Genomic DNA, 18987 nt, shown 5'->3' with positions numbered 1-18987 from the left:
ATTTTATTAATCCATACCTTTCTCATTTGTTGATTCCACTAATTTTTTGTCTTCATATTTCTTGCTTATTATTAAAAAAGCCAATACCAGTAAAACTATAATTACTGCCCCTACTATCCTTAATGACATTATCTTGGATATAATCCACGCAAATATATTCCCGGCGGATAATGCCGTAATAGCTTGTGCTCCTTTTGGAAATGCAAAACCGGTTTCAATTGCGCTTTGAGTTATTATAGGTGCAAATGCACTTGATAAAAGCAGTACAATTGCCATCATTATAGTTCCGCTTATAAGAATTCTTAGAAAATTGCCTTTATGAATTGGCGTTGCCATACAAACAAAAAATGCTGTTGACGCTAAATCCGCAAGGGGCAAAGTAGTATTATTAGGAAGTATAGAAGCTAATATTAACACGATAGGAATTAACAATATCCCTACAGCTATAGTAGTTGGATGTCCCACTGTTATCGCTGAGTCTAAACCAATATAGAATTCACTGCCCGAAAACCTTCTCTGTAGAAATTCTCTGGCAGACTCGGATATCGGTACCAGACCTTCCATAATTATTTTTACCATTCTTGGCAATAGTAGCATAATACCAGCCATAGCAAATGCCATTTCAAGTATGCCTTTTATATCATAATTAACAATTAGTCCAAATAATATCCCTAATATAAAGCCTATAATCATGGGTTCTCCAAATATGCCGAGCTTTTCGTTTATGGTCTTTGCATCTGCCTTTATATCCTTTAAACCAGGTATTTTATCATACAGCTTGTCTAACAGTATAAAAACCGGTACCGTTGATGCTGCAAATGCTTGAGGTATGGATACCCCCGGTACCCCAATAACCTCTTTAATTTTGGGAGCGCTTATATCTGCTATTTTTAAGGATATAGCCGCATGAGCCGCCGCTGCAATAAAACCATATGTTAAGCTGCCTGTTATAGTACTTACTAAAGTTCCCGTGAATGCATAATGCCAGTAATTCCAAATATCCACATTTACTGTTTTAGTCAACTTAGTAACTAACAGAACTACATTAACAATTAATATAAACGGAATAATTAGAGCGCCAATCTTTGTTCCAAAAGCTACAGCTGCTGCAGCAGGCCACCCTGCATCAATCACACTGAAGCTAAGATTAAATTTTTTCACTAAAATATCTGTTGCCGGTCCAACATATTTAAATAACAAATCAAGAACCAAATTTAAACCTATAAAGCCTACACCTACGGTTATTCCGGACCTAAGTGATTTTGCCAGCCCATTTCTAAAGATGAGACCAACAATAAAGATTATTATAGGAACCATAATCATTGAACCCAAGCTACTAATAAAATTGAAAAATGCCATTTAATAAACCCCCTTACTTATTTTTTTAAAATCTCAATTATTTTTTTGCGGGTTTCTTCCACACCTACTCCACTAATAAAGGAAATTGCCTGCAGTACGGGCACACCATAATCCTTTTTTAAGTTAGCAGAAGAAATTATTAAGTCAGCATTGTCTTTATGAGAATCTATTTCTGAAACTCTGCATTGAATGATACTGGCATCGATTTTATTATCTTCCAATATCTTTTCTACTTTTGAAGCTATAATAGTTGAAGTAGCAATTCCTCCGCCGCATGCAACAATAATTTGTTTTTTCATTTTGCCTTTCCCTCCCTTCACAATAAAATTTAACTGATAAATCTGAAACTATTAAAAGATTTTATTTCTTTAATGACATTAAGTAATAATTTTATAGCCATATCAATATCTCTTAGGTCCGCAACTTCTATAGGAGTATGGGAATATCTCACCGGAATAGATAAATTCCCGGTAATTATCCCATTTTCACCTTCTATACATATAAAACCTGTTTCAGTGATTACTCCTGTTATAACCTCTCTTTGAAATTTAATATCATTTTGAACAGCTACCTTTTCAATAAATTCGGTTAATTTATAACTTGGTATAATGCCTGCTAAAGTGCCCCTCCCATGAAAATTCATATAAGTTATTGCAGGCCCTTTTCCTAATACAACATCAGAAGCTGTACAGTTTAATTCCGGGGTATCAAAAGATGGCGTAATATCTATTCCTACAGCTATATCCGGCTTTATTTTCCTTACCATAGGCATAATCCCCCTAATATTGAACTCCTCCTGTACACTGGCTACCAAATACACTTCCGAATTTAATTCATCAACTTCTTTTGAAAGCTCTTCCGCTAACCGTAATAATACTGTGCATGCCGCCCTGTCATCTAATGCCTTAGAACATACTAAATCCTCATTTAGCTCGGTAAATGAAGGTTTAAATGTTGCAAAGCAGCCGACATGTATACCTCTTTCATAAACGTTTACATCTGAAGATGAGCCAATGTCTATATACATTTCTTCAACTTCCGGTATCCTGCTTTTTTCGTCCTGTTTCATTATATGATGAGATTTCAGCCCAATAACACCGTTAACTTTTTTACCTTGGGAATTAACTACTACTACATGAGTCCCCGGTAAAGCTTGTCTGTTTACTCCTCCTATTCTTTCAAACCTCAGAAAACCATTTTTCTCTACCTTTTTTATCATAAGACCTATTTCATCCATATGGCCAAAAACTAATACTTTCGGAGCATTTTTCACCTCTGATGATATGTGACATACTATATTCCCCAGATTATCAATTGCCACATCATCTGTTATGCCTTTAAACTTTTCGTACATATAGCGAGCTACTTCTTCTTCGTGTCCTGAAACTCCGGATAGCGATGTCAGTTCCTTTAATATTGTTTTTATGTCATTCATTTTCGTGTTACCTCCTTATAATGTAATTTCATTATTAAAGATATTAAATATTTTTCATTTTACTTTTGACATTTTATGATTGTATTAAATGATATTTGATGATTTTTAATGATATCAACTGATTTATTTTGATTATATCATAACCCCATTTTCATTGCAAGCGTTTTTTATATCCTATCAATATATTTTCTTACAAAATAAAATCCTCTTTTCTAGTTTAAATCTTAATTTGATTTTCCTAGAAAAGAGGATTTTATTTTGTAAAAGCATAGATTTATTTAAATTATTTATACACTCTTTTTTTCTGCAATGCAGATTTTTACATTAGTATTTCTAAATTTAGATAATTCTTTTTCGGAAATATTAAAGTCAGTAACAATCACATCAACCGAATCTATATCACAGACCTTCGTAAAAGCGACATTTCCGAATTTACTGCTATCCGCCAGTACTATTACCTCCTTTGATATTTCAACGATACTCTTCTTAATATTACTTTCTTCTATATTAGAATTGGTTATGCCTCTATCAACATCTATGGCGTCTGCTCCTAAAAATGCTTTATCCACATTTAATTCTTTCAAAATATTTTCTGTAAATGGTCCTATTAAACTATATACACCTTTTCTGTGTTGACCTCCTAATACCACTAAATCAATCCCATTAGCTTCACTCAGCACATATGCGATCATCAAATCATTGGTTATTACGGTAATATTGTTGAGATCTTTCATCTGCCTTGCAAGTAGCAATGTAGTTGTCCCAGAATCTAATAATATTGTTTCGCCTTGTTTTATAAAATTAACTGCATATGCACCAATAGCCTGCTTTTCATCAATTTTTTCTTTTTCTTTAATCTCATAAATAGGCTCAAATCGTGTCCCCCTTGTCAAACTCATAGCACCTCCATGAGTCCTGGTAATAAACTTCTCTTTTTCTAACATTCTTAAATCCCTGTTAACGGTTGCCTTGGACACTTTAAAATGGTCACATAATTCCATAATAGTTACCACTTTTTTATCATCTATATATTCGGCCATATTATACAATCTCTCACCTTTTAACATAAACGGATTCTCCTTTTGTTTAATATCACGATTTACGCAATAAATTTGATATTGTTTGATTTGTTTTGATTGTATCACAGCCAAACTTTTAAGGCAAGTAACTTATTTATATCATCGGTTTTATATAAAATTTCCATTTATTTGAGCAATTAGTAATCAAGAAAAATGTCAGATTAGAAGAATATTTATAACTGTTCATATTAACTATTTTGCAGCTGATTAATTACTTTAACTAAATTCTTTACTAAATGTTCATGATATATTTTCCCCTTATCTTTCGATGATTTTGTCGGTTCGCCTGTGACTCCTCCGGCTTTTTCTACATTTTTTCTTGCTGATTTTACAGAAGTGGGTACATAGCATAAAGTATCATGAGAATATGAAGGATCAACGGAGTATAATTCTTTTTCTTCTATCGGGTTATCCGCTGCTTTATCAATTTGTACCAAGTTTTCATATCTGTAAAGCATATGTGAACTTTCTATTTCTTCAGCATGTCCTACCGGTCCGAAACCAAGCTCTTTGACTATATCCTTTGACATATAGGCCGGATCAAATATTTTTATTTCTACATCCAGTTCTCTTTGTGCTTTTTCAGCAGTTAACTGCATCCAAATCACATTCACTATTCTATGGCCATTTATAAGCAAAAATTTTTTTATTCCATGTACTGATAAAGATTTGACTATATCAAAAAGATATTCTGACAATATTTCCGGTCTGATAGTAATTGTACCTGGTAATACCATATGATGGGGACTCCATCCAAACCACAATGGAGGCACAATTAACGCATTAGTTTTTAATGCCGCATCTTCCGCCAATGTAATAGCTATATAGGTATCTGTCCCCACGGGTAAATGCAACCCATGCTGTTCGGTGCTTCCCACAGGTATTATGGCAACTCCCTTGCTTTTCTTTATCAATTCTTTAACCTCTTCCCAATTGTTCTCTTGTAGCCAATTTTTCATATAATTTCCTCCCAACAATAAATAATTTATATTAATCAACAAATCTTAATATTTTAAATATTACATTTTCAGTTTACAATGTCATTTAAATTATTAATGTGTTTGAGAATACATTTAATACATTTATTGATATTTAAAACCATGGAAAATAATTTAAAAAAGATAATAACCCATTGTTTAAAGCCATATATAACCTATAAATGGATTATTATCTTTTTTATATAATAATAAATTATTTAAGTATCCCTGTTTTTTCTCCTACTTTTTAAATAGATTGCTATAAGCCCAAATATGCCTTTTCCACTTCAGGATTATTCAATAATTCTTGTCCGGTTCCTTTTAATACCATTTTCCCCAGTTCTATAACATAACCGTAATGGGCACTGCTTAAAGCCAATGTTGCATTTTGTTCTACAAGTAAAATAGTCTTGCCCATATTCTGTATTTTATGAATTATATCAAAAACTTCATCAACTATTATGGGTGCCAATCCCATAGAAGGTTCATCCATAAGTATCAGCTCCGGATTTCCCATTAAGGATCTCCCTATAGCCAGCATCTGCTGCTCTCCTCCGGACATAGTTCCCGCCAACTGCTTATATCTTGATTTTAAGACCGGAAAGAGATCGAGTACCCAAGCCAAGTCCTCTCTTATTATTTCTTTTTTATCTATACGATTGTAAGCCCCCATCTCCAGGTTCTCCATTACAGTCATCTGGGGAAAAATATGCCTTCCTTCAGGTATAAGGGATATTCCCATTCCAACAATTCCGGAAGTTTTCAACTTACTAATATCCCTATCCTTCCAAGTAATACTACCGCCTAAAGTTTTAACCACACCCATAATACAATTTAAAGTAGTAGTTTTCCCTGCTCCATTCCCGCCAATAAGAGTTGTTATTTTCCCTTCCTCAACCGTTAAAGATATTCCATGGAGTACCTCGGTAGCCCCGTAACCGGCACTAATTTCTTTTATTTCGAGCATTCACATATTCACCCTTTCCTAAATAAGCGCTTATTACATCTTTATTGTTGCGAACTTCCTCCGGTCTGCCATGAGTAATTACCTTTCCATGGTCAAGAACAGAAATCATATCACATATATTCATAACTAATTTCATATCATGTTCAATTAATATAATCGTATATCCCTTTTCCCGAAGTCTATCTACAATGTTTAACAGATTTGCCTTCTCTGTGGGATGCATCCCTGCAGCCGGTTCGTCCAGAAGTATTATTTTAGGCTGGGCAGCTAAAGCCCGAGCAAATTCAACCAGCTTTTGTTGACCGTAAGACAAATTGCTTACAGTTTCCTGAGCTTTTTCCTCTATGCCCATAAATTTCAGAGCTTCTAAGGCCTTTTCCTTTGCAACCTTTTCATAATGCCGGGATTTTTTGCCATTTATCATAATTGAAAAAACCGGAGTTGGCGTATGAATATGTTGACCTATCATCACATTATCCAAAACGGACATTTCTTTAAATAATCTTATATTTTGAAAAGTACGGGCAAACCCTAAGGAAACAAGCTGATAGGGCTTTACATAAGGTAGCTCTTTTCCTTCCAAGGAAATAGTCCCTGAATCAGATCTGATCAGCCCGGTGATTACGTTAAAAAGAGTTGTTTTACCTGCTCCGTTGGGGCCGATAATTCCATGTATAGTATTTCTATTAACCTGAATATCAATATTATTTAAGACCTGCAATCCGCCAAATCGTACAGAAATTCCCTTTATAGTCAAAATATTTAATTCAAGAGGCATCATATATCACTCCATATTTATTCATTAATCTTATTATTCTTCCTGTAATTCTTTTTTATATTGTCCATAATCCCCACTAAACCGTTAGGCATATATATTACTGTAAAAATAAGGATAAAACCATATATTATTAATCTCGTTCCTTGAAAAACTCTTAAAAGCTCAGAAATAATCGTTAATACAAAGGCTCCAGCGATTCCTCCTAAAATCGTTCTGTTTCCTCCTATAACGGACATACATAAAAATGCAACCGAATCATCAAATGTAAAATTATCCGGACTGGCTACACCAGAGAAAGCTCCGAATAATCCTCCTGCTAATCCTGCAAACATAGCGCTTATTACAAAAGCCGCAATTTTATAATAATTTACCGGCACGCCCATAGCTTCGGCAGCCAAATCATCTTCTCTGACAGCGGAAAAAGTTCTTCCTATTTTGGATTTTGCCAGACGGACTGCTATATAAGTGCCAAGAATTACAAAGATCAGTATTAGGTAGAAAAACTGTCCTTCCGATGTTATTTTCAATCCGAAAATCTCAGGATATGGTATTCCGGTAAGGCCAGCCGCCCCTTTTGTAACCGGTGTCCAGTTAAGGAGGACAAGTCTTGTAATTTCGCCAAATCCAACCGTAGCCAATACTAAATAAGGGCCTGATAATTTCATAGCCGGAATACTGATAATCAATCCGCAAGCTGCAGTAGCAACTGTACCAATAATAATTGCAACTAAAAACGGAAAATTAAAATTCATCATCATAAGTGCCGATACATATGTTCCAACTGCAAAAAAACCCGCTTGTCCCATAGATGTCTGGCCTGTATATCCGCTTAATAAATTTAAACCTATAGTCACCAATGTATAAATACCAGCTAAATTTATAATGTGCAAATAATAAAGGTTATTTATATAAAGGGGCAGGGTCAAAATCAGTACAGAGACAGCTATCATTAAAAAAATCTTTTTGTTTTTTTTCATTTTAGCACCACCAAACTATACTTTTTGTCCTTTCTTTTTTAGAAATAATCCTGAAGGCCTTAACCACAATACTAAAATCAGTAAAACAAATGTAATAGCATCACGATAACCGGAACTTATCTGTCCGCCTACTACAGCCTCAATAATTCCAATGAAAAAACCTCCTGCAATAGACCCCGGCACAGAACCCAATCCGCCAACTACCGCAGCAACGAACCCCTTTAATCCTATACCTGCTCCCATATTAAAAGTAATGAAGAATATAGGAGCTATTAAAATTCCTGCCGCTGCACCTAATGCAGCACTTATTGCGAAAGCTACCCTGTCTGCTCTTTCAGTATCAATACCCATAATCATGGCGGCATAACGATCCTGTGCAACCGCCCTTAATGCTTTCCCTTCTTTAGTTTGTTTCAAAAGATACTGAAATATGATCATTAATAAAAGCCCTACTACAACTATTAAAATATTCTGAGGTGTTATATTTAAAATTCCCGTAGTTACAGGTTTCGTACTTACAGGTGACGGAAGAAGTTGTGCATCAGGTCCCCAAATCATTAACGCAAAATTCCTTACGATAATTGATACGCCTAAAGTAGCAATTATTACATTAATGGGAGGTGCTTTTCTTTGACGTAACGGCCTCAGAATCAAATATTGTATCAGTACTCCTACTAAAGCCACAACAGCCATAGAAATAAATAAAGCAGGTGTGAAACCTAAATTAAATACTTGATAAAGTGTAAAGCCTACATATGCCCCCAACATTACCATATCTCCTTGAGCCCAGTTAAGGACAGATGAAGCTGCATATATAAAACTATAGCTGAGAGCCACTAAAGCGTATATTGCTCCTATAGGCAAACCATTTAAAATAAATTGTAACAAGTCTTTCACTTCCTTTAAATGTTATGAAAGCAATAATTATTTTTCTCAAATCAGAAACGTTTTTATTCATTATCCATTATTTAGTTTCAACTGCTTTAACAAGTGTAAATTTATTTCCATCAATTTTGGTGATTAACAGTCTTTTGCCTATATCGTCTCCTTGTTCGTTAAATGTAGGATTTCCCGTAACCAATTCCAATCCCTGTGTATTTCTTATGGCATCTCGTAAAGCTTCCGGTTCACTGCTGTCAGCCTTTAATACCGCATTTGCTATAATATATACCGTGTCATAAGCTTGTGCACCATGAGGAATCGGATCTTCATTATATTTTTCTTTATACTTCTGAACAAATTCTTTCACTGTGGGAATATCCGCATCCGGTAAAAATGTCTGAGTCAATATTAATCCCTGAGCAGCATCTCCTCCAAGTTCAATCAATTTTTGAGCTGCCATACCACTTGCTCCGAAAAGCTGAACATCAAGTCCCAATTGCTGTGACTGATTGCTTATCAGTGCTGCTTCCGTATATAGACCCCACATAAAGATTGCCTGGGCCCCGTTATCTCTTATCGTTATTAACTGCGGCTTAAAATCTTTATCCCCATTATTATAAGTAGGATTAGCTACTAATTCTAAGCCGTATTTTTCTATAGCATTTTTTAAAAGTTTTGCTCCGCTTTGGCCATAATCATCGGAAGCTGTAAAAGTAGCAACTTTAGTAATGCCCAAGTCTTCCTTTGCATACTTAACTAAAGCATCCGCCTGAAAGCTGTCGTTTGCTGCCGTACGGAAAATCCATTCATTCCCCTGTTCTGTAATTGAAGCTCCAGTTGAACCGGGAGTTATCTGAGGGATTCCTGCTCTTTCTGTAACTACCATATCAGCTAAAGTTGATGAACTGTTGATAGAAGCAATGATTACATTTACTTTGGATTCTTGAATTAATTTATTTGTGGCACTGGAAGATTTAGTAGGGTTCCCCTCATCGTCTTGAAAAACAGCCTCTAATTTCCATTCCCCGGCTAATTTGTTTTTATTAATTTCATTAACTGCTAATTCAACAGCTTTTCGCTGTCCCTGCCCTAATTGAGCCGAACCTCCCGATTCAGGTCCCACAACACCTATTCTTAAAATTTTTTCTGAAGATTCTTGACTGCTACTACAAGCAGTCAAGGTATTGGCTACAACAATTAAAAGGATCAATAAGAATATTTTCCCTCTCTTTTTAACATACATAAATCAATCCCTCCTCCATTATCTTTTGATATCTCGCCTTATAATTTTTTCAATTTTATCAACATATCTTATTCTTTATCAAATTCTCCTTTCTATAATAAATTTTCGATATTATTTAAAAAATCTCAATAATGCAAATATTATATTTTTATTGTATAATATTGATTATATTATTAATGTGTTCAGGAATACATTTTCATAGTATTTATTATATAATATTTAAATTAGAAAAACTTCTTATGGGGGTGATTTTTTGTCTATATATAATGCTGAATATACTATAAACTATGAATACCGAAATGTCCTTTTAACCCATTTTAAGGATATGGGTGAAATCATTGATTTTAACAAGGATACTTTAATCGAGTTTGAATATAAAAAATTAAATTATATATATTTAATTCTGAATGGTATAGTTAAACAATTTTTTTTGGATTCCAATGGAGTTGAAAAAACAATATTGATATTAACAAAAGGAGATATGTTTGGTGAAATAACAATGATTCAAAATGATTATGACCGTGTTATTACCAGAACTTATTCTCCTGTTAAGGTTTGTAAAATTAATAAAGATATATTTTATGATTACTTAAAAAATAATCCTTATATATACGATAGCATTTTATTAATGATTACCACAAAGTTCAGAATATTAATGTACCAGATTTATGATAAAACCTATTTAAGTACAAAAGAAAGGCTGTTTTCCCTTTTAAGAAGACTGTCCGTCCAGCATGGTTCCCTCAAAGAAACAGGTTATGAAATAAATTTAAATCTTACCCATGAAGAATTAGCTACTATGATCGGCTCTACAAGGAGTACTGTAACTAAGCTGTTAAAGACATTAGAATCTGAAGGTAAAATAACAAGGAACGGGAAAAAGATAATATTTCATTAACAAAGAACAAATAAATACACAAAAAAGTTATATCTCGAACCATATTCTATCCCTAAAGAAAATGCCTTATCTTTCTTTAGGGATTCTAAGAGGCTCAGGCGATAAGGCGATAAAAATTTTATACATTTCTTTTCTTTCTAAAACAGCTCGTTGAAAATATATTTCTTTAATATTCATTGATGAGTATTAATATATAATTCCACTATTTTTGCTGTTAATTCCAAACAACGAAAAATTCATCCAACTATGCAAATATTGAATAATCATCATCGATTTTGAATCTGCATTAATCATTCTTATTATCTGTAATCCAATTTCTTTTACGTTTTCATCAGATAATATATAATTCTTCAAAAAAATCTAATGAAGACTACTCATTATCAGTGTTTTATCAACATAATCAGAAATACTAGCCTTTAAAAACTGCTTCTTGATAAAAGGATAGTAAGAACATTAGATCTTCATTCTTTACTCTTCAATAATTTTTTCTACATAAAAATTTTGTAACCTCGATATATATAGGATGCGCATATAACCTATCTATAAAAATTACATATAAAAGACATTACATTTATAAATTCTAGAATATTAATTTCTTACACCATGAGTTTCTTAACCTCATCCTTTAACACCCAGTATACCGTTAAGAAGGCACTTCAAGGTGTCCTCTTGTGTTATCCCAAATTCTTCTTTTAGTGATCGAATCTTTCTTTTATGAGAGTAGTATAATTTTTTGATTTAGCAATGTTTATAATATTCTTATTTTCTTCCATTTTATCAATTATATCAACTAAATATATTACCGAATTATCAAAATATGAAGTATCAATCTTATCTAAATCTAAATTAGCTAAATCAGTATCGTTAAAATTAAAGTTATTAAAATAAAGGCTAATACTCACTAACATTATATGAAAAGATAAATTTTTTATTGAGGCTCCGTATTTATTATTAATAATATCTTCACTATGAGTTTTTTCCTTAACGTATTGGCTAGTTTTTCTAAATAACAAACATGCCTTTAAATATGCTCCAATGTTAATAGAATTATTAAATATTCTTTTATAATTATCATCAGTTTTTAACAACGATGTAGGATTTGCTCTAGCTATATGTGGTCTCTTAAATAAGAGGGTTTCTATATATTGTGCAGTCTTTGCTATATTAAAAATTTTTGCTCTTTCTTTATTTTGATTTTTGTAATAATTTTTCCGTCTGTCATAATAAAAACCTTTACTTAAAAAGTAGTTCTCTATATCTCTTTGTAATTCATCAGTTGCTCTTAAATCAGCAGGTCTAACCTCTGTTTGACTATTTGTAGAATAAATTATTTTATCCATTATTTTTTCATCATCTGTTTTTATTAATTTAATAAGCACAGAACGATTATCACTTAATTCGTCTCTACTCAAATTTTTAAAATGATTATAAATACAGAATGTAGTTTGAAGTCCATTAACAATCTGGATATTTTTAACCCTCAATTTATTGTCTGGTAAGGGGACAATTTCATTAGCTAATATAGTAATACCATTATTCAGCCACCAAAATTCTAAATCAACGTCCTTATTTAAAGTATTCATCATTCCTCTATTTACAGCAACCTTTCCTTGAAAATGCCGTATATTATTCTCAAAAATGCCTTCTCTTATTTTTCCGTCATCTTTAGTAACAAATTTAAAGTAGTCTACTATATTAGATAAAACAACATACCCTAAACCAATTATTCCATCAAAAGTTGAACTGAAATCTGCTTTAAATTTTAATATCAATTCATTTTCTTCTGGCTCGATATAAATTTTTCTTAATTCATCCGCTCCATAATATTCAATAATAGAATTAGTAACCGACGATTTCTCTATTAGAATGTTCCTTATTGATTCTGCTTTATTTTTTACACCACTTGATATTTGAGATGTATCACCCTTTGAAGCATAAACTACTTTTATTACCACATTATTGCTAGTAATCATTACCTCATCAAGCGTTTTCCTTAGCAGTAAAATTCTATCTACTAACAATGGATTATATTTTTTTATTAGATTATCATGTCCCTTTTCATAATCAAATATATCTTGAATAGTAAGACTTAATGTGTCAAAAACTCGTTCCTTAAAGCTGCTGGAATCTTTTGCTTGAATTATATATATTTCTAGCTCTGTTTTTCGATTTAATTCACCATTGTTTTTTAATTCATCTAATTCCTCGACTGTATTTAAATTAGAGTCATTCAGTAAAATTATAATGCTATCTATTCCACCATCATTTCCACCATCAACAATACTATTTTCAATATCATCAAAATCTATCTGTCTATTCTTTAATATTTGTGATATTGAAAATACTTCAAAAAGTAATAAGTCATCTAACCCATTTTCATTCTTAAACCTTTTTATTATAGAATTAATTAATCTTAGTTTATTACTCATATTATCCTCCTTACTATTTATTTCAAATATATAAACTACCATCTAGCATTTAGAATCTATAAATATTAAATTTTTTGCTTTATCCACGTTTACCGATCCTCTAATTAGATATTTATACATATATTTCATTATTTTTAAATAGTGATTCTGAGTATAGATTATTATTGTTTATTCTTAATCTTAAAAATTCTTGTATCTCTTGTCTTCTCTAAAGTTGATTAAAATATTACTAATATTACTATCGGTTATTTTCTATGATAAAACAATTTTTCTTTTATATTTACAAAATTAAACATAAAACAATACTCAATAATAACTGATATAGAGCAACATGGCTCACCACTCATCCCCATATTTTATATCCATTCTTCCAAAATTTTCAGCTTATCATCATCTTTAATTAAACCAAATAAAATATCCAAAATTCCCATATACACCTTGCATTTAAAATCAGCTGGCATTTGGGAAAACAAACTACCCGTTTCGGAATAGGATAAAATCGGACAAATACCACAATATGGCTGATATACACAATCACTGCAATAAGGTATTGTTTCAAGACATGAAGCAGAGCATACGGCCTTACATACAGGAGATTTTACAATATCGGCAAAATTTAAACTATCAACATTACCTATATAAAAGCTCTTATCTCCCATTTCTGCCAACATTCTTCCCTCATCACATGTATAGACCCCTCCATCATAGTAATAAGCAAGCTGACCTATACCAGCACCACACGGTGATCTCAATTCCATATAGTTAATAGGCCTTCTTTCAAGTATCTTACGTAACAAAATGACTGCATGTCCTTCTCTCATTTTTACTCCATTTTCATTAAGTTCAACAATATAATTAAGAGCCTCTTCATAAAAAGAAACAAATTCATCTGCATTATACCCTATATCCTTCCATCTGTTCTTAGCAAAACCCAATTTAGTCAAGGGTCTTAAAAATATATCATAAAATCCCAATTTCAAATAAGCATTTACTATTTCCCTCGGATTAAATATACTATAACAAGTTGTAGTCTGTATAGCACTTATAGATAACCCTCTTTTTCTAATCTTATCTACAGATTTTTTCATTGACAGATAGGAATTTCCCATTACTGCCGGTCTATTTTTATTATGCAAAGTTTCATCTCCGTCTATAGAGGTAGAAATATTAAAATTATACTTACTAAAAAAGTCAAGCATCTCCTCGTTTAGAAGCATAAGATTAGAAACTATATTATATTCAATTACCTTGTCTCCTTTAATACTCTCTGCATACTCTACAATAAATTTAATTGTATCAAAATTTAGTAAAGGTTCCCCACCTTGAAATTCAAAAGTTAAATACTCTCCACCAGAACTCATTGCGATATTTACAGCTTTTCTTGCAGTATCAATACTCATATTAGAAGACTTGTCGGCTGATTTTGCACTAGCCTGACAATAAATACATCTTTGATTACACCGTGTAGTAACAACAAAAATATGCAGTGATGTATGATAAAAAAGATATTCCTTATATCCCCTTACAAAATGATAGTTATCATTGATAAACAGTTCCTTATCTTTTGACACTAAAAACCCCTTACGAATTAACTCATCTTTTTTCAGTTCATTGATATTATCCGAGTCAAATAACAACATTCCCAATTCTTCTTTAGATAAAAAAGAATAATAACCAGCATCATTAGTAATCAAATAATCTTCCCCATGTTTCTTAAAATTGAAATAATTATACATTCTAATGCCTCACTTTATAATATTCACTTTAGGTTTCATAACCGCAAATGTAGAATTAAAAAATCCTCCGCATTGATCTTTTCCTTGACAAAAATCACACTCATCAGCATACTTTACTTTATTTTTAGAAATACTTTTTCGGCATAAACTCCAAATACTATGATTGACATAGCATAAAGGAAAATTATACAGCTGGCATTTTATCCCTGCTAAAAATAAAGTCATTGCTGCATCCTTAATATAAGTTTTCGTCTCATTCAAATCAATCCATACATTTTCTTTGTTTGCAAAAGCATTGCCTAAAACTTCCAAAGACATAAAATTTACTCTAATAATATTTGGAAAGTTTTTTGCAATAAATCTTGATATTTCACTCAAGTGCTTATAATTATACTTCATTACAACAACTCTAAGTTCAACGGCTACGCCTAAGGAGAGTAAATTATTTATACCTCTTACAGTTTCGCCAAAACTTCCTTTAACCCTTGTTATTCCCTCATGACCATTAGCATAAGATTCATACAGAGGAATTCCCACAATCAATAAATTAGGTATTGACTTAGAAAACTCTCTCGCATAATTCATATCCGAAAAACTTCTCCCATTACTTAAAAGCAAAAAATCAGTATTATTTAATTTTTCCCTGCATCTCTCCAATATTCTAATAAGATCATACCTAAGTAAAGTAGGTTCTCCTCCTGTTATACAAAGAAATTCAATATCATCAGGAAATTCATTAATCTGAGCTATCAAAGACTCATAAGTAATACCAATATTACGCCTCCTCATATTTTCAGAATCTGGACACATAATGCAGTTAGAATTGCACTTATTAGTTACAAAAAGAACCCTCTCTTTTATATCCTCATCCATATTTATATCAGCACTCCCATAAAAATAAATACAATAATCCCTATAAAAATAAAAATAGAAAATGGCATAAGCCTTACAATTTTTAAATAGATTTCTGGATTTTTTTCTCCCCAAATAGATATGGCTCTTGCATCTTCTTCTGAAATTCGAGACTTAGTAGTTTCATCAGTAAATATAACTATGCCATTCTTATTGGTTCCAAGTAAAGTAATCACTGACTCATAGGAAATGACCATACCAGCCTTTACTTCTGATGCCAATACTTTTTTATAATTATAAGTTTCCGTAAAAAATCTAATAATCATTATTATAGCCATAATAAAAACAGACATTAAGCTATAAGAAAAAATATCTCTCAATCTCTGTCCATTATAAATGGAAAACATAACATTAACACTAATAGAAAAAGCAAAAATAATATAATATGCCTTCATGTTATCCTTTAAAGCCGAATAAAACGCGCTAAGCAGAAAAAATATTATTAAAGAAAAAACATATCTATTATTTAAATAATATTCTCCCCCTATTCTCAACAGGATGTTAAAAAATAAATTTCCTATTGAAGAGCCGGTTAAAAACCTTATAAAAAATTTTATAATGGTATTACCACTTATGTTATTATTAGTTAATTTCTGCTTCAATAAAGCCGGTTTCACAAAACTTAAAATAATACTTTCCAAAACCACATATACATAAGCAAGGCTGAATATAATCGCAAATAAATATATTCCCGGGAAAAACTTTTGATTTATATAACGATAATAATCATAAGGTATAAGATAAACCATAAGATCCATAAGCTTAGCATCCCCGGCTGCCCAAATTCTAAAGGCATAAAACAATATGCTGAAAATTATAGTAATAGCTATATTAATCAAATACTCCTTTAAAAAATAATTATTAAAGTATCCATATTTAAAAAAAACAAAAGGAGTTCCTATAACTAAAACAGTTAAAATTATTTTATTATATATTTTGCCCCTTTTAAAATCAGTAACAGAAGAAACTATTCCAACAAAAAAAATTAAAATCAAAAGAACTATATTAATAAAACTAACCATTTTTTATTTTTCCTCTATTGCATAATGCCAATACATAATTACAAAATTCGTCTTTGATCTCAATATAGTCCCTATCGTTACAATCAAAGTTACAAACCATTTTGTTTCCGTTTTTTTCAGCATATATTGAGCATACTTGTGAAAAATCAATTATCCCTTTATAAATATTGTCCATTGAATAAACACCTAAATTGAGCTCAATTTCTTTCTTCATTTTTCACCTCAAACCAATCATGTGCTATATTTTCTAACTTATATCCTTCATCATCAATTTCATCTTCAACATTTCCTGTGGATAGACATTCACTGTGAAGAGCCCTAGCCATTATAATCTCACGAATATTTTTAGTCTTTTTATATACTATTTCCCTGACAGATTGATTCAAAAGTTCATTATAAAACTCTCCTATATCTTCTTCAGTGATCCGCTCACTCATATCCTTTTTCTTTATTTCAACTATAATATCTTTTTCGTCCATCTCAAGAAAAATATAATAGTTCTCAATAAATGCATATGCCGCTTTCATACAAGATTCAATAGAATATATTCTTTTATCAAGATAAAGCTTAACCATTCTGTCAATACGCTCATATTTTTTATTCATAATTCACCTTCATTCTATAGGCTTTGTGTCAGGAGGAATCTGCGGTGTTTGAAATACCGGATGTTCTTCTACAGCAGGTACTTTTGGTGTCGACGGCTGCACGGGTTGTGAATTATGTGCAGGTGCTGAATTATGTGCAGGCGCAGACGAATGAGATACATGTGAATCATGACCTCCCGATCCCGATTGATGAGATGTATGAGAAACATGTGACTCATGTGAACTATGACCAGGATAAGAACCTGAGCTATGGGAACTATGAGAACTATGGGAACTGTGAGAACTATGAACTGCAAAAGCCTCTTGAGTAAGCATGATCCCTGTCAATATCATTAATGATCCCACAAATATTACCTTACTTCGATCTACGTTACCTTCTTCTTCATATAAAAAATCATAAATACTTTTTTTGATTTCAGGAAAATTAATCAATCATAGAACCCCCTTTATTAACTCCATGCTGCCAAGTACCTTTAAAGGCCTTTCCATTTGCAAAATAATATATTCCTTCACCATCCATATAATTATCAAGCCATTGTCCCACATACTTATCCTTGTTTTTAAATATATAAGTACCATTTCCATTCATTTTATCCTTTAGCCAAGAACCTTCATATCTCTCTCCATTTGGCCATGAAAAAATTCCCTCCCCGCTTCTCACTCCATTGAGAAATTCTCCTATATAAGTTCCATTTCCCTTATATATAAGCTTCCCCTTTCCTGCTATGGAGTCAGAAATAAAGTTTCCTATATATTTATCCCCATTTGACCAATATTGAGTTCCTATACCATTTTTATGCCCATTTACAAAATATCCTTCATATAATAAATTTCCATCAGTTCCATACTTCCTTGCAAATCCGTTAGGTTTTCCGTTTAAAAACTGACCTCTATATTCAACAAAAGTATTACTTGAATCATACTTTTCTTCAAAACCGCTGTTTATGTATATACCTCTCGAATAATCATTCCAATACACATCCATATCCAATGATTCAGCAATAAATCTTGTCGGTATATACGTAATATCGTTTATAATTTTAGGAGCAGTATCAAGTGTCCTTAAACTGTTATTTACATAAGCATTTTTAGAATCAATTTTAAGCTCTACTAACTTGTCCTTTTGAGAGATCAAAATCTCTCTTGATGCAGAATCCCATTTCACTTTAGCTCCTAAGGCTTCGAACAGGCCTTTCATAGGTACAAGAACTTTTCCGTTTTCATTTAATATGGGTTCATCAATTTTAATTTCCGAACCGTTATAAAACAGTTTGATATCGCTTTCCGCAAAGCCAAAAGAAGCAAATATCAGGATAAATGCTAATACTAAACTGAGCTTTTTCATAATCCGTCCCCCTTCACTGTCACATTAAATTTATAATAATTCACATAAAGACTTAATAATTATAAATCGTTTTACAATTTATAATTCTACAATATTCAAGATATTCCTTCTTATTTTTTCATAAATATTATAATATCTTTTAAAATCATATATGTTCGAATAAAAAGCATCTAGATGTTTCTCTTCCGCTAACATTTGTTTTAAACAACATATCCGAAAATAATTCTTCAAGTTTCTTATAGAAAACACCAAAACAGCTGCATTATTAAAAATAATATAGAAAAACCTACTATTGTACTAACCTACATAAAACGAAAAAATGCAAAAAAGACAAATGAAACGT

At 31.8% G+C, this 18987-nt stretch carries 19 protein-coding genes; 1 reads left to right on the top strand and 18 read right to left on the bottom strand.

All coding sequences use genetic code 11. The features are described from left to right. Positions 1 to 6: 6 nt before the first annotated feature. The 10 genes from PP176A_RS00095 to PP176A_RS00050 form a co-directional block, all read right to left on the bottom strand. The gene (locus PP176A_RS00095) at positions 7 to 1359 is read right to left on the bottom strand and encodes a PTS galactitol transporter subunit IIC (protein ID WP_071138424.1); all 1353 of its coding nucleotides are present in this window, start codon (positions 1357 to 1359) and stop codon (positions 7 to 9) included. A gap of 17 nt (positions 1360 to 1376) precedes the next feature. Continuing rightward, on the bottom strand, positions 1377 to 1658 hold the full coding sequence (gatB, locus tag PP176A_RS00090; RefSeq protein WP_071138423.1) for a PTS galactitol transporter subunit IIB: 282 nt from the start codon (positions 1656 to 1658) through the stop codon (positions 1377 to 1379). A gap of 29 nt (positions 1659 to 1687) precedes the next feature. Next, complete coding sequence (locus PP176A_RS00085) at positions 1688 to 2794, bottom strand: M42 family metallopeptidase (protein ID WP_071138422.1); 1107 nt, start codon at positions 2792 to 2794, stop codon at positions 1688 to 1690. Between the two features lie 287 nt (positions 2795 to 3081). After that, positions 3082 to 3861: a DeoR/GlpR family DNA-binding transcription regulator gene (locus PP176A_RS00080; protein ID WP_071138421.1), complete on the bottom strand. Its 780-nt coding sequence runs from the start codon at positions 3859 to 3861 to the stop codon at positions 3082 to 3084. 200 nt (positions 3862 to 4061) lie between these two features. Continuing rightward, positions 4062 to 4832 carry a creatininase family protein gene (locus tag PP176A_RS00075; RefSeq protein WP_071138420.1) on the bottom strand — a complete coding sequence of 257 codons (771 nt, stop codon included), beginning with the start codon at positions 4830 to 4832 and terminating at the stop codon, positions 4062 to 4064. 277 nt (positions 4833 to 5109) lie between these two features. Continuing rightward, the gene (locus PP176A_RS00070; protein WP_071138419.1) at positions 5110 to 5817 is read right to left on the bottom strand and encodes an ABC transporter ATP-binding protein; all 708 of its coding nucleotides are present in this window, start codon (positions 5815 to 5817) and stop codon (positions 5110 to 5112) included. Next, the gene (locus PP176A_RS00065; RefSeq protein ID WP_200795934.1) at positions 5795 to 6598 is read right to left on the bottom strand and encodes an ABC transporter ATP-binding protein; all 804 of its coding nucleotides are present in this window, start codon (positions 6596 to 6598) and stop codon (positions 5795 to 5797) included. The genes PP176A_RS00070 and PP176A_RS00065 overlap by 23 nt, the downstream gene beginning before the upstream one ends. Before the next feature lie 14 nt (positions 6599 to 6612). Continuing rightward, complete coding sequence (locus tag PP176A_RS00060) at positions 6613 to 7572, bottom strand: branched-chain amino acid ABC transporter permease (protein WP_071138417.1); 960 nt, start codon at positions 7570 to 7572, stop codon at positions 6613 to 6615. A 15-nt stretch (positions 7573 to 7587) separates the two neighbouring features. Further along, positions 7588 to 8460, bottom strand: coding sequence for a branched-chain amino acid ABC transporter permease (locus PP176A_RS00055; protein WP_159429013.1), 873 nt, complete (start codon positions 8458 to 8460; stop codon positions 7588 to 7590). A gap of 76 nt (positions 8461 to 8536) precedes the next feature. Continuing rightward, positions 8537 to 9697: an ABC transporter substrate-binding protein gene (locus tag PP176A_RS00050; RefSeq protein WP_071138415.1), complete on the bottom strand. Its 1161-nt coding sequence runs from the start codon at positions 9695 to 9697 to the stop codon at positions 8537 to 8539. Positions 9698 to 9950: 253 nt separating this feature from the next. On the opposite strand from PP176A_RS00050, the gene PP176A_RS00045 reads away from it, so the two are divergent. Beyond that, complete coding sequence (locus tag PP176A_RS00045; RefSeq protein ID WP_071138414.1) at positions 9951 to 10595, top strand: Crp/Fnr family transcriptional regulator; 645 nt, start codon at positions 9951 to 9953, stop codon at positions 10593 to 10595. A gap of 692 nt (positions 10596 to 11287) precedes the next feature. Here PP176A_RS00045 and PP176A_RS00040 read toward each other — a convergent pair. The 8 genes from PP176A_RS00040 to PP176A_RS00005 all read right to left on the bottom strand — a co-directional run bounded on the left by PP176A_RS00040 (position 11288) and on the right by PP176A_RS00005 (position 18644). Further along, complete coding sequence (locus PP176A_RS00040) at positions 11288 to 13024, bottom strand: AIPR family protein (RefSeq protein ID WP_159429012.1); 1737 nt, start codon at positions 13022 to 13024, stop codon at positions 11288 to 11290. Positions 13025 to 13380: 356 nt separating this feature from the next. Next, a complete protein-coding gene (hxsB, locus tag PP176A_RS00035; RefSeq protein WP_071138412.1) occupies positions 13381 to 14760 on the bottom strand; it encodes a His-Xaa-Ser system radical SAM maturase HxsB in 1380 nt (459 codons plus the stop codon). A gap of 9 nt (positions 14761 to 14769) precedes the next feature. After that, positions 14770 to 15633, bottom strand: coding sequence for a His-Xaa-Ser system radical SAM maturase HxsC (hxsC, locus tag PP176A_RS00030; protein ID WP_071138411.1), 864 nt, complete (start codon positions 15631 to 15633; stop codon positions 14770 to 14772). Between the two features lie 2 nt (positions 15634 to 15635). Next, complete coding sequence (locus PP176A_RS00025) at positions 15636 to 16694, bottom strand: prepilin peptidase (protein ID WP_071138410.1); 1059 nt, start codon at positions 16692 to 16694, stop codon at positions 15636 to 15638. Then, entirely contained in the window at positions 16687 to 16908 is a 222-nt protein-coding gene (locus tag PP176A_RS00020; protein ID WP_071138409.1) for an HxsD-like protein, read from the bottom strand. Before PP176A_RS00020 ends, PP176A_RS00025 begins: the two co-directional genes overlap by 8 nt. Next, positions 16892 to 17299: a His-Xaa-Ser system protein HxsD gene (gene hxsD, locus PP176A_RS00015; protein ID WP_071138408.1), complete on the bottom strand. Its 408-nt coding sequence runs from the start codon at positions 17297 to 17299 to the stop codon at positions 16892 to 16894. The genes PP176A_RS00020 and hxsD overlap by 17 nt, the downstream gene beginning before the upstream one ends. Positions 17300 to 17308: 9 nt before the next feature. Further along, positions 17309 to 17731 (bottom strand): His-Xaa-Ser repeat protein HxsA3, encoded by a 423-nt coding sequence (gene hxsA3, locus PP176A_RS16680; RefSeq protein ID WP_071138407.1) that lies wholly within the window; start codon positions 17729 to 17731, stop codon positions 17309 to 17311. Next, complete coding sequence (locus PP176A_RS00005) at positions 17724 to 18644, bottom strand: copper amine oxidase N-terminal domain-containing protein (protein ID WP_071138406.1); 921 nt, start codon at positions 18642 to 18644, stop codon at positions 17724 to 17726. Before PP176A_RS00005 ends, hxsA3 begins: the two co-directional genes overlap by 8 nt. Positions 18645 to 18987: the final 343 nt, after the last annotated feature.

The sequence above is a fragment of the Sporanaerobacter sp. PP17-6a genome (assembly GCF_900095615.1).
GTDB classification, from domain to species: Bacteria; Bacillota; Clostridia; order Tissierellales; family Acidilutibacteraceae; genus Acidilutibacter; species Acidilutibacter cellobiosedens.
This window is presented reverse-complemented; position numbering and strand designations above follow the sequence as displayed.

Bases quoted from the DNA above. Each gene is read 5' to 3' on its own strand.
- PP176A_RS00095 (WP_071138424.1), bottom strand. From the start codon at position 1,359: ATGGCATTTTTCAATTTTATTAGTAGCTTGGGTTCAATGATTATGGTT.
- gatB (WP_071138423.1), bottom strand. From the start codon at position 1,658: ATGAAAAAACAAATTATTGTTGCATGCGGCGGAGGAATTGCTACTTCA.
- PP176A_RS00085 (WP_071138422.1), bottom strand. From the start codon at position 2,794: ATGAATGACATAAAAACAATATTAAAGGAACTGACATCGCTATCCGGA.
- PP176A_RS00080 (WP_071138421.1), bottom strand. From the start codon at position 3,861: ATGTTAAAAGGTGAGAGATTGTATAATATGGCCGAATATATAGATGAT.
- PP176A_RS00075 (WP_071138420.1), bottom strand. From the start codon at position 4,832: ATGAAAAATTGGCTACAAGAGAACAATTGGGAAGAGGTTAAAGAATTG.
- PP176A_RS00070 (WP_071138419.1), bottom strand. From the start codon at position 5,817: ATGCTCGAAATAAAAGAAATTAGTGCCGGTTACGGGGCTACCGAGGTA.
- PP176A_RS00065 (WP_200795934.1), bottom strand. From the start codon at position 6,598: ATGATGCCTCTTGAATTAAATATTTTGACTATAAAGGGAATTTCTGTA.
- PP176A_RS00060 (WP_071138417.1), bottom strand. From the start codon at position 7,572: ATGAAAAAAAACAAAAAGATTTTTTTAATGATAGCTGTCTCTGTACTG.
- PP176A_RS00050 (WP_071138415.1), bottom strand. From the start codon at position 9,697: ATGTATGTTAAAAAGAGAGGGAAAATATTCTTATTGATCCTTTTAATT.
- PP176A_RS00040 (WP_159429012.1), bottom strand. From the start codon at position 13,024: ATGAGTAATAAACTAAGATTAATTAATTCTATAATAAAAAGGTTTAAG.
- hxsB (WP_071138412.1), bottom strand. From the start codon at position 14,760: ATGTATAATTATTTCAATTTTAAGAAACATGGGGAAGATTATTTGATT.
- hxsC (WP_071138411.1), bottom strand. From the start codon at position 15,633: ATGGATGAGGATATAAAAGAGAGGGTTCTTTTTGTAACTAATAAGTGC.
- PP176A_RS00025 (WP_071138410.1), bottom strand. From the start codon at position 16,694: ATGGTTAGTTTTATTAATATAGTTCTTTTGATTTTAATTTTTTTTGTT.
- PP176A_RS00020 (WP_071138409.1), bottom strand. From the start codon at position 16,908: ATGAAGAAAGAAATTGAGCTCAATTTAGGTGTTTATTCAATGGACAAT.
- hxsD (WP_071138408.1), bottom strand. From the start codon at position 17,299: ATGAATAAAAAATATGAGCGTATTGACAGAATGGTTAAGCTTTATCTT.
- PP176A_RS00005 (WP_071138406.1), bottom strand. From the start codon at position 18,644: ATGAAAAAGCTCAGTTTAGTATTAGCATTTATCCTGATATTTGCTTCT.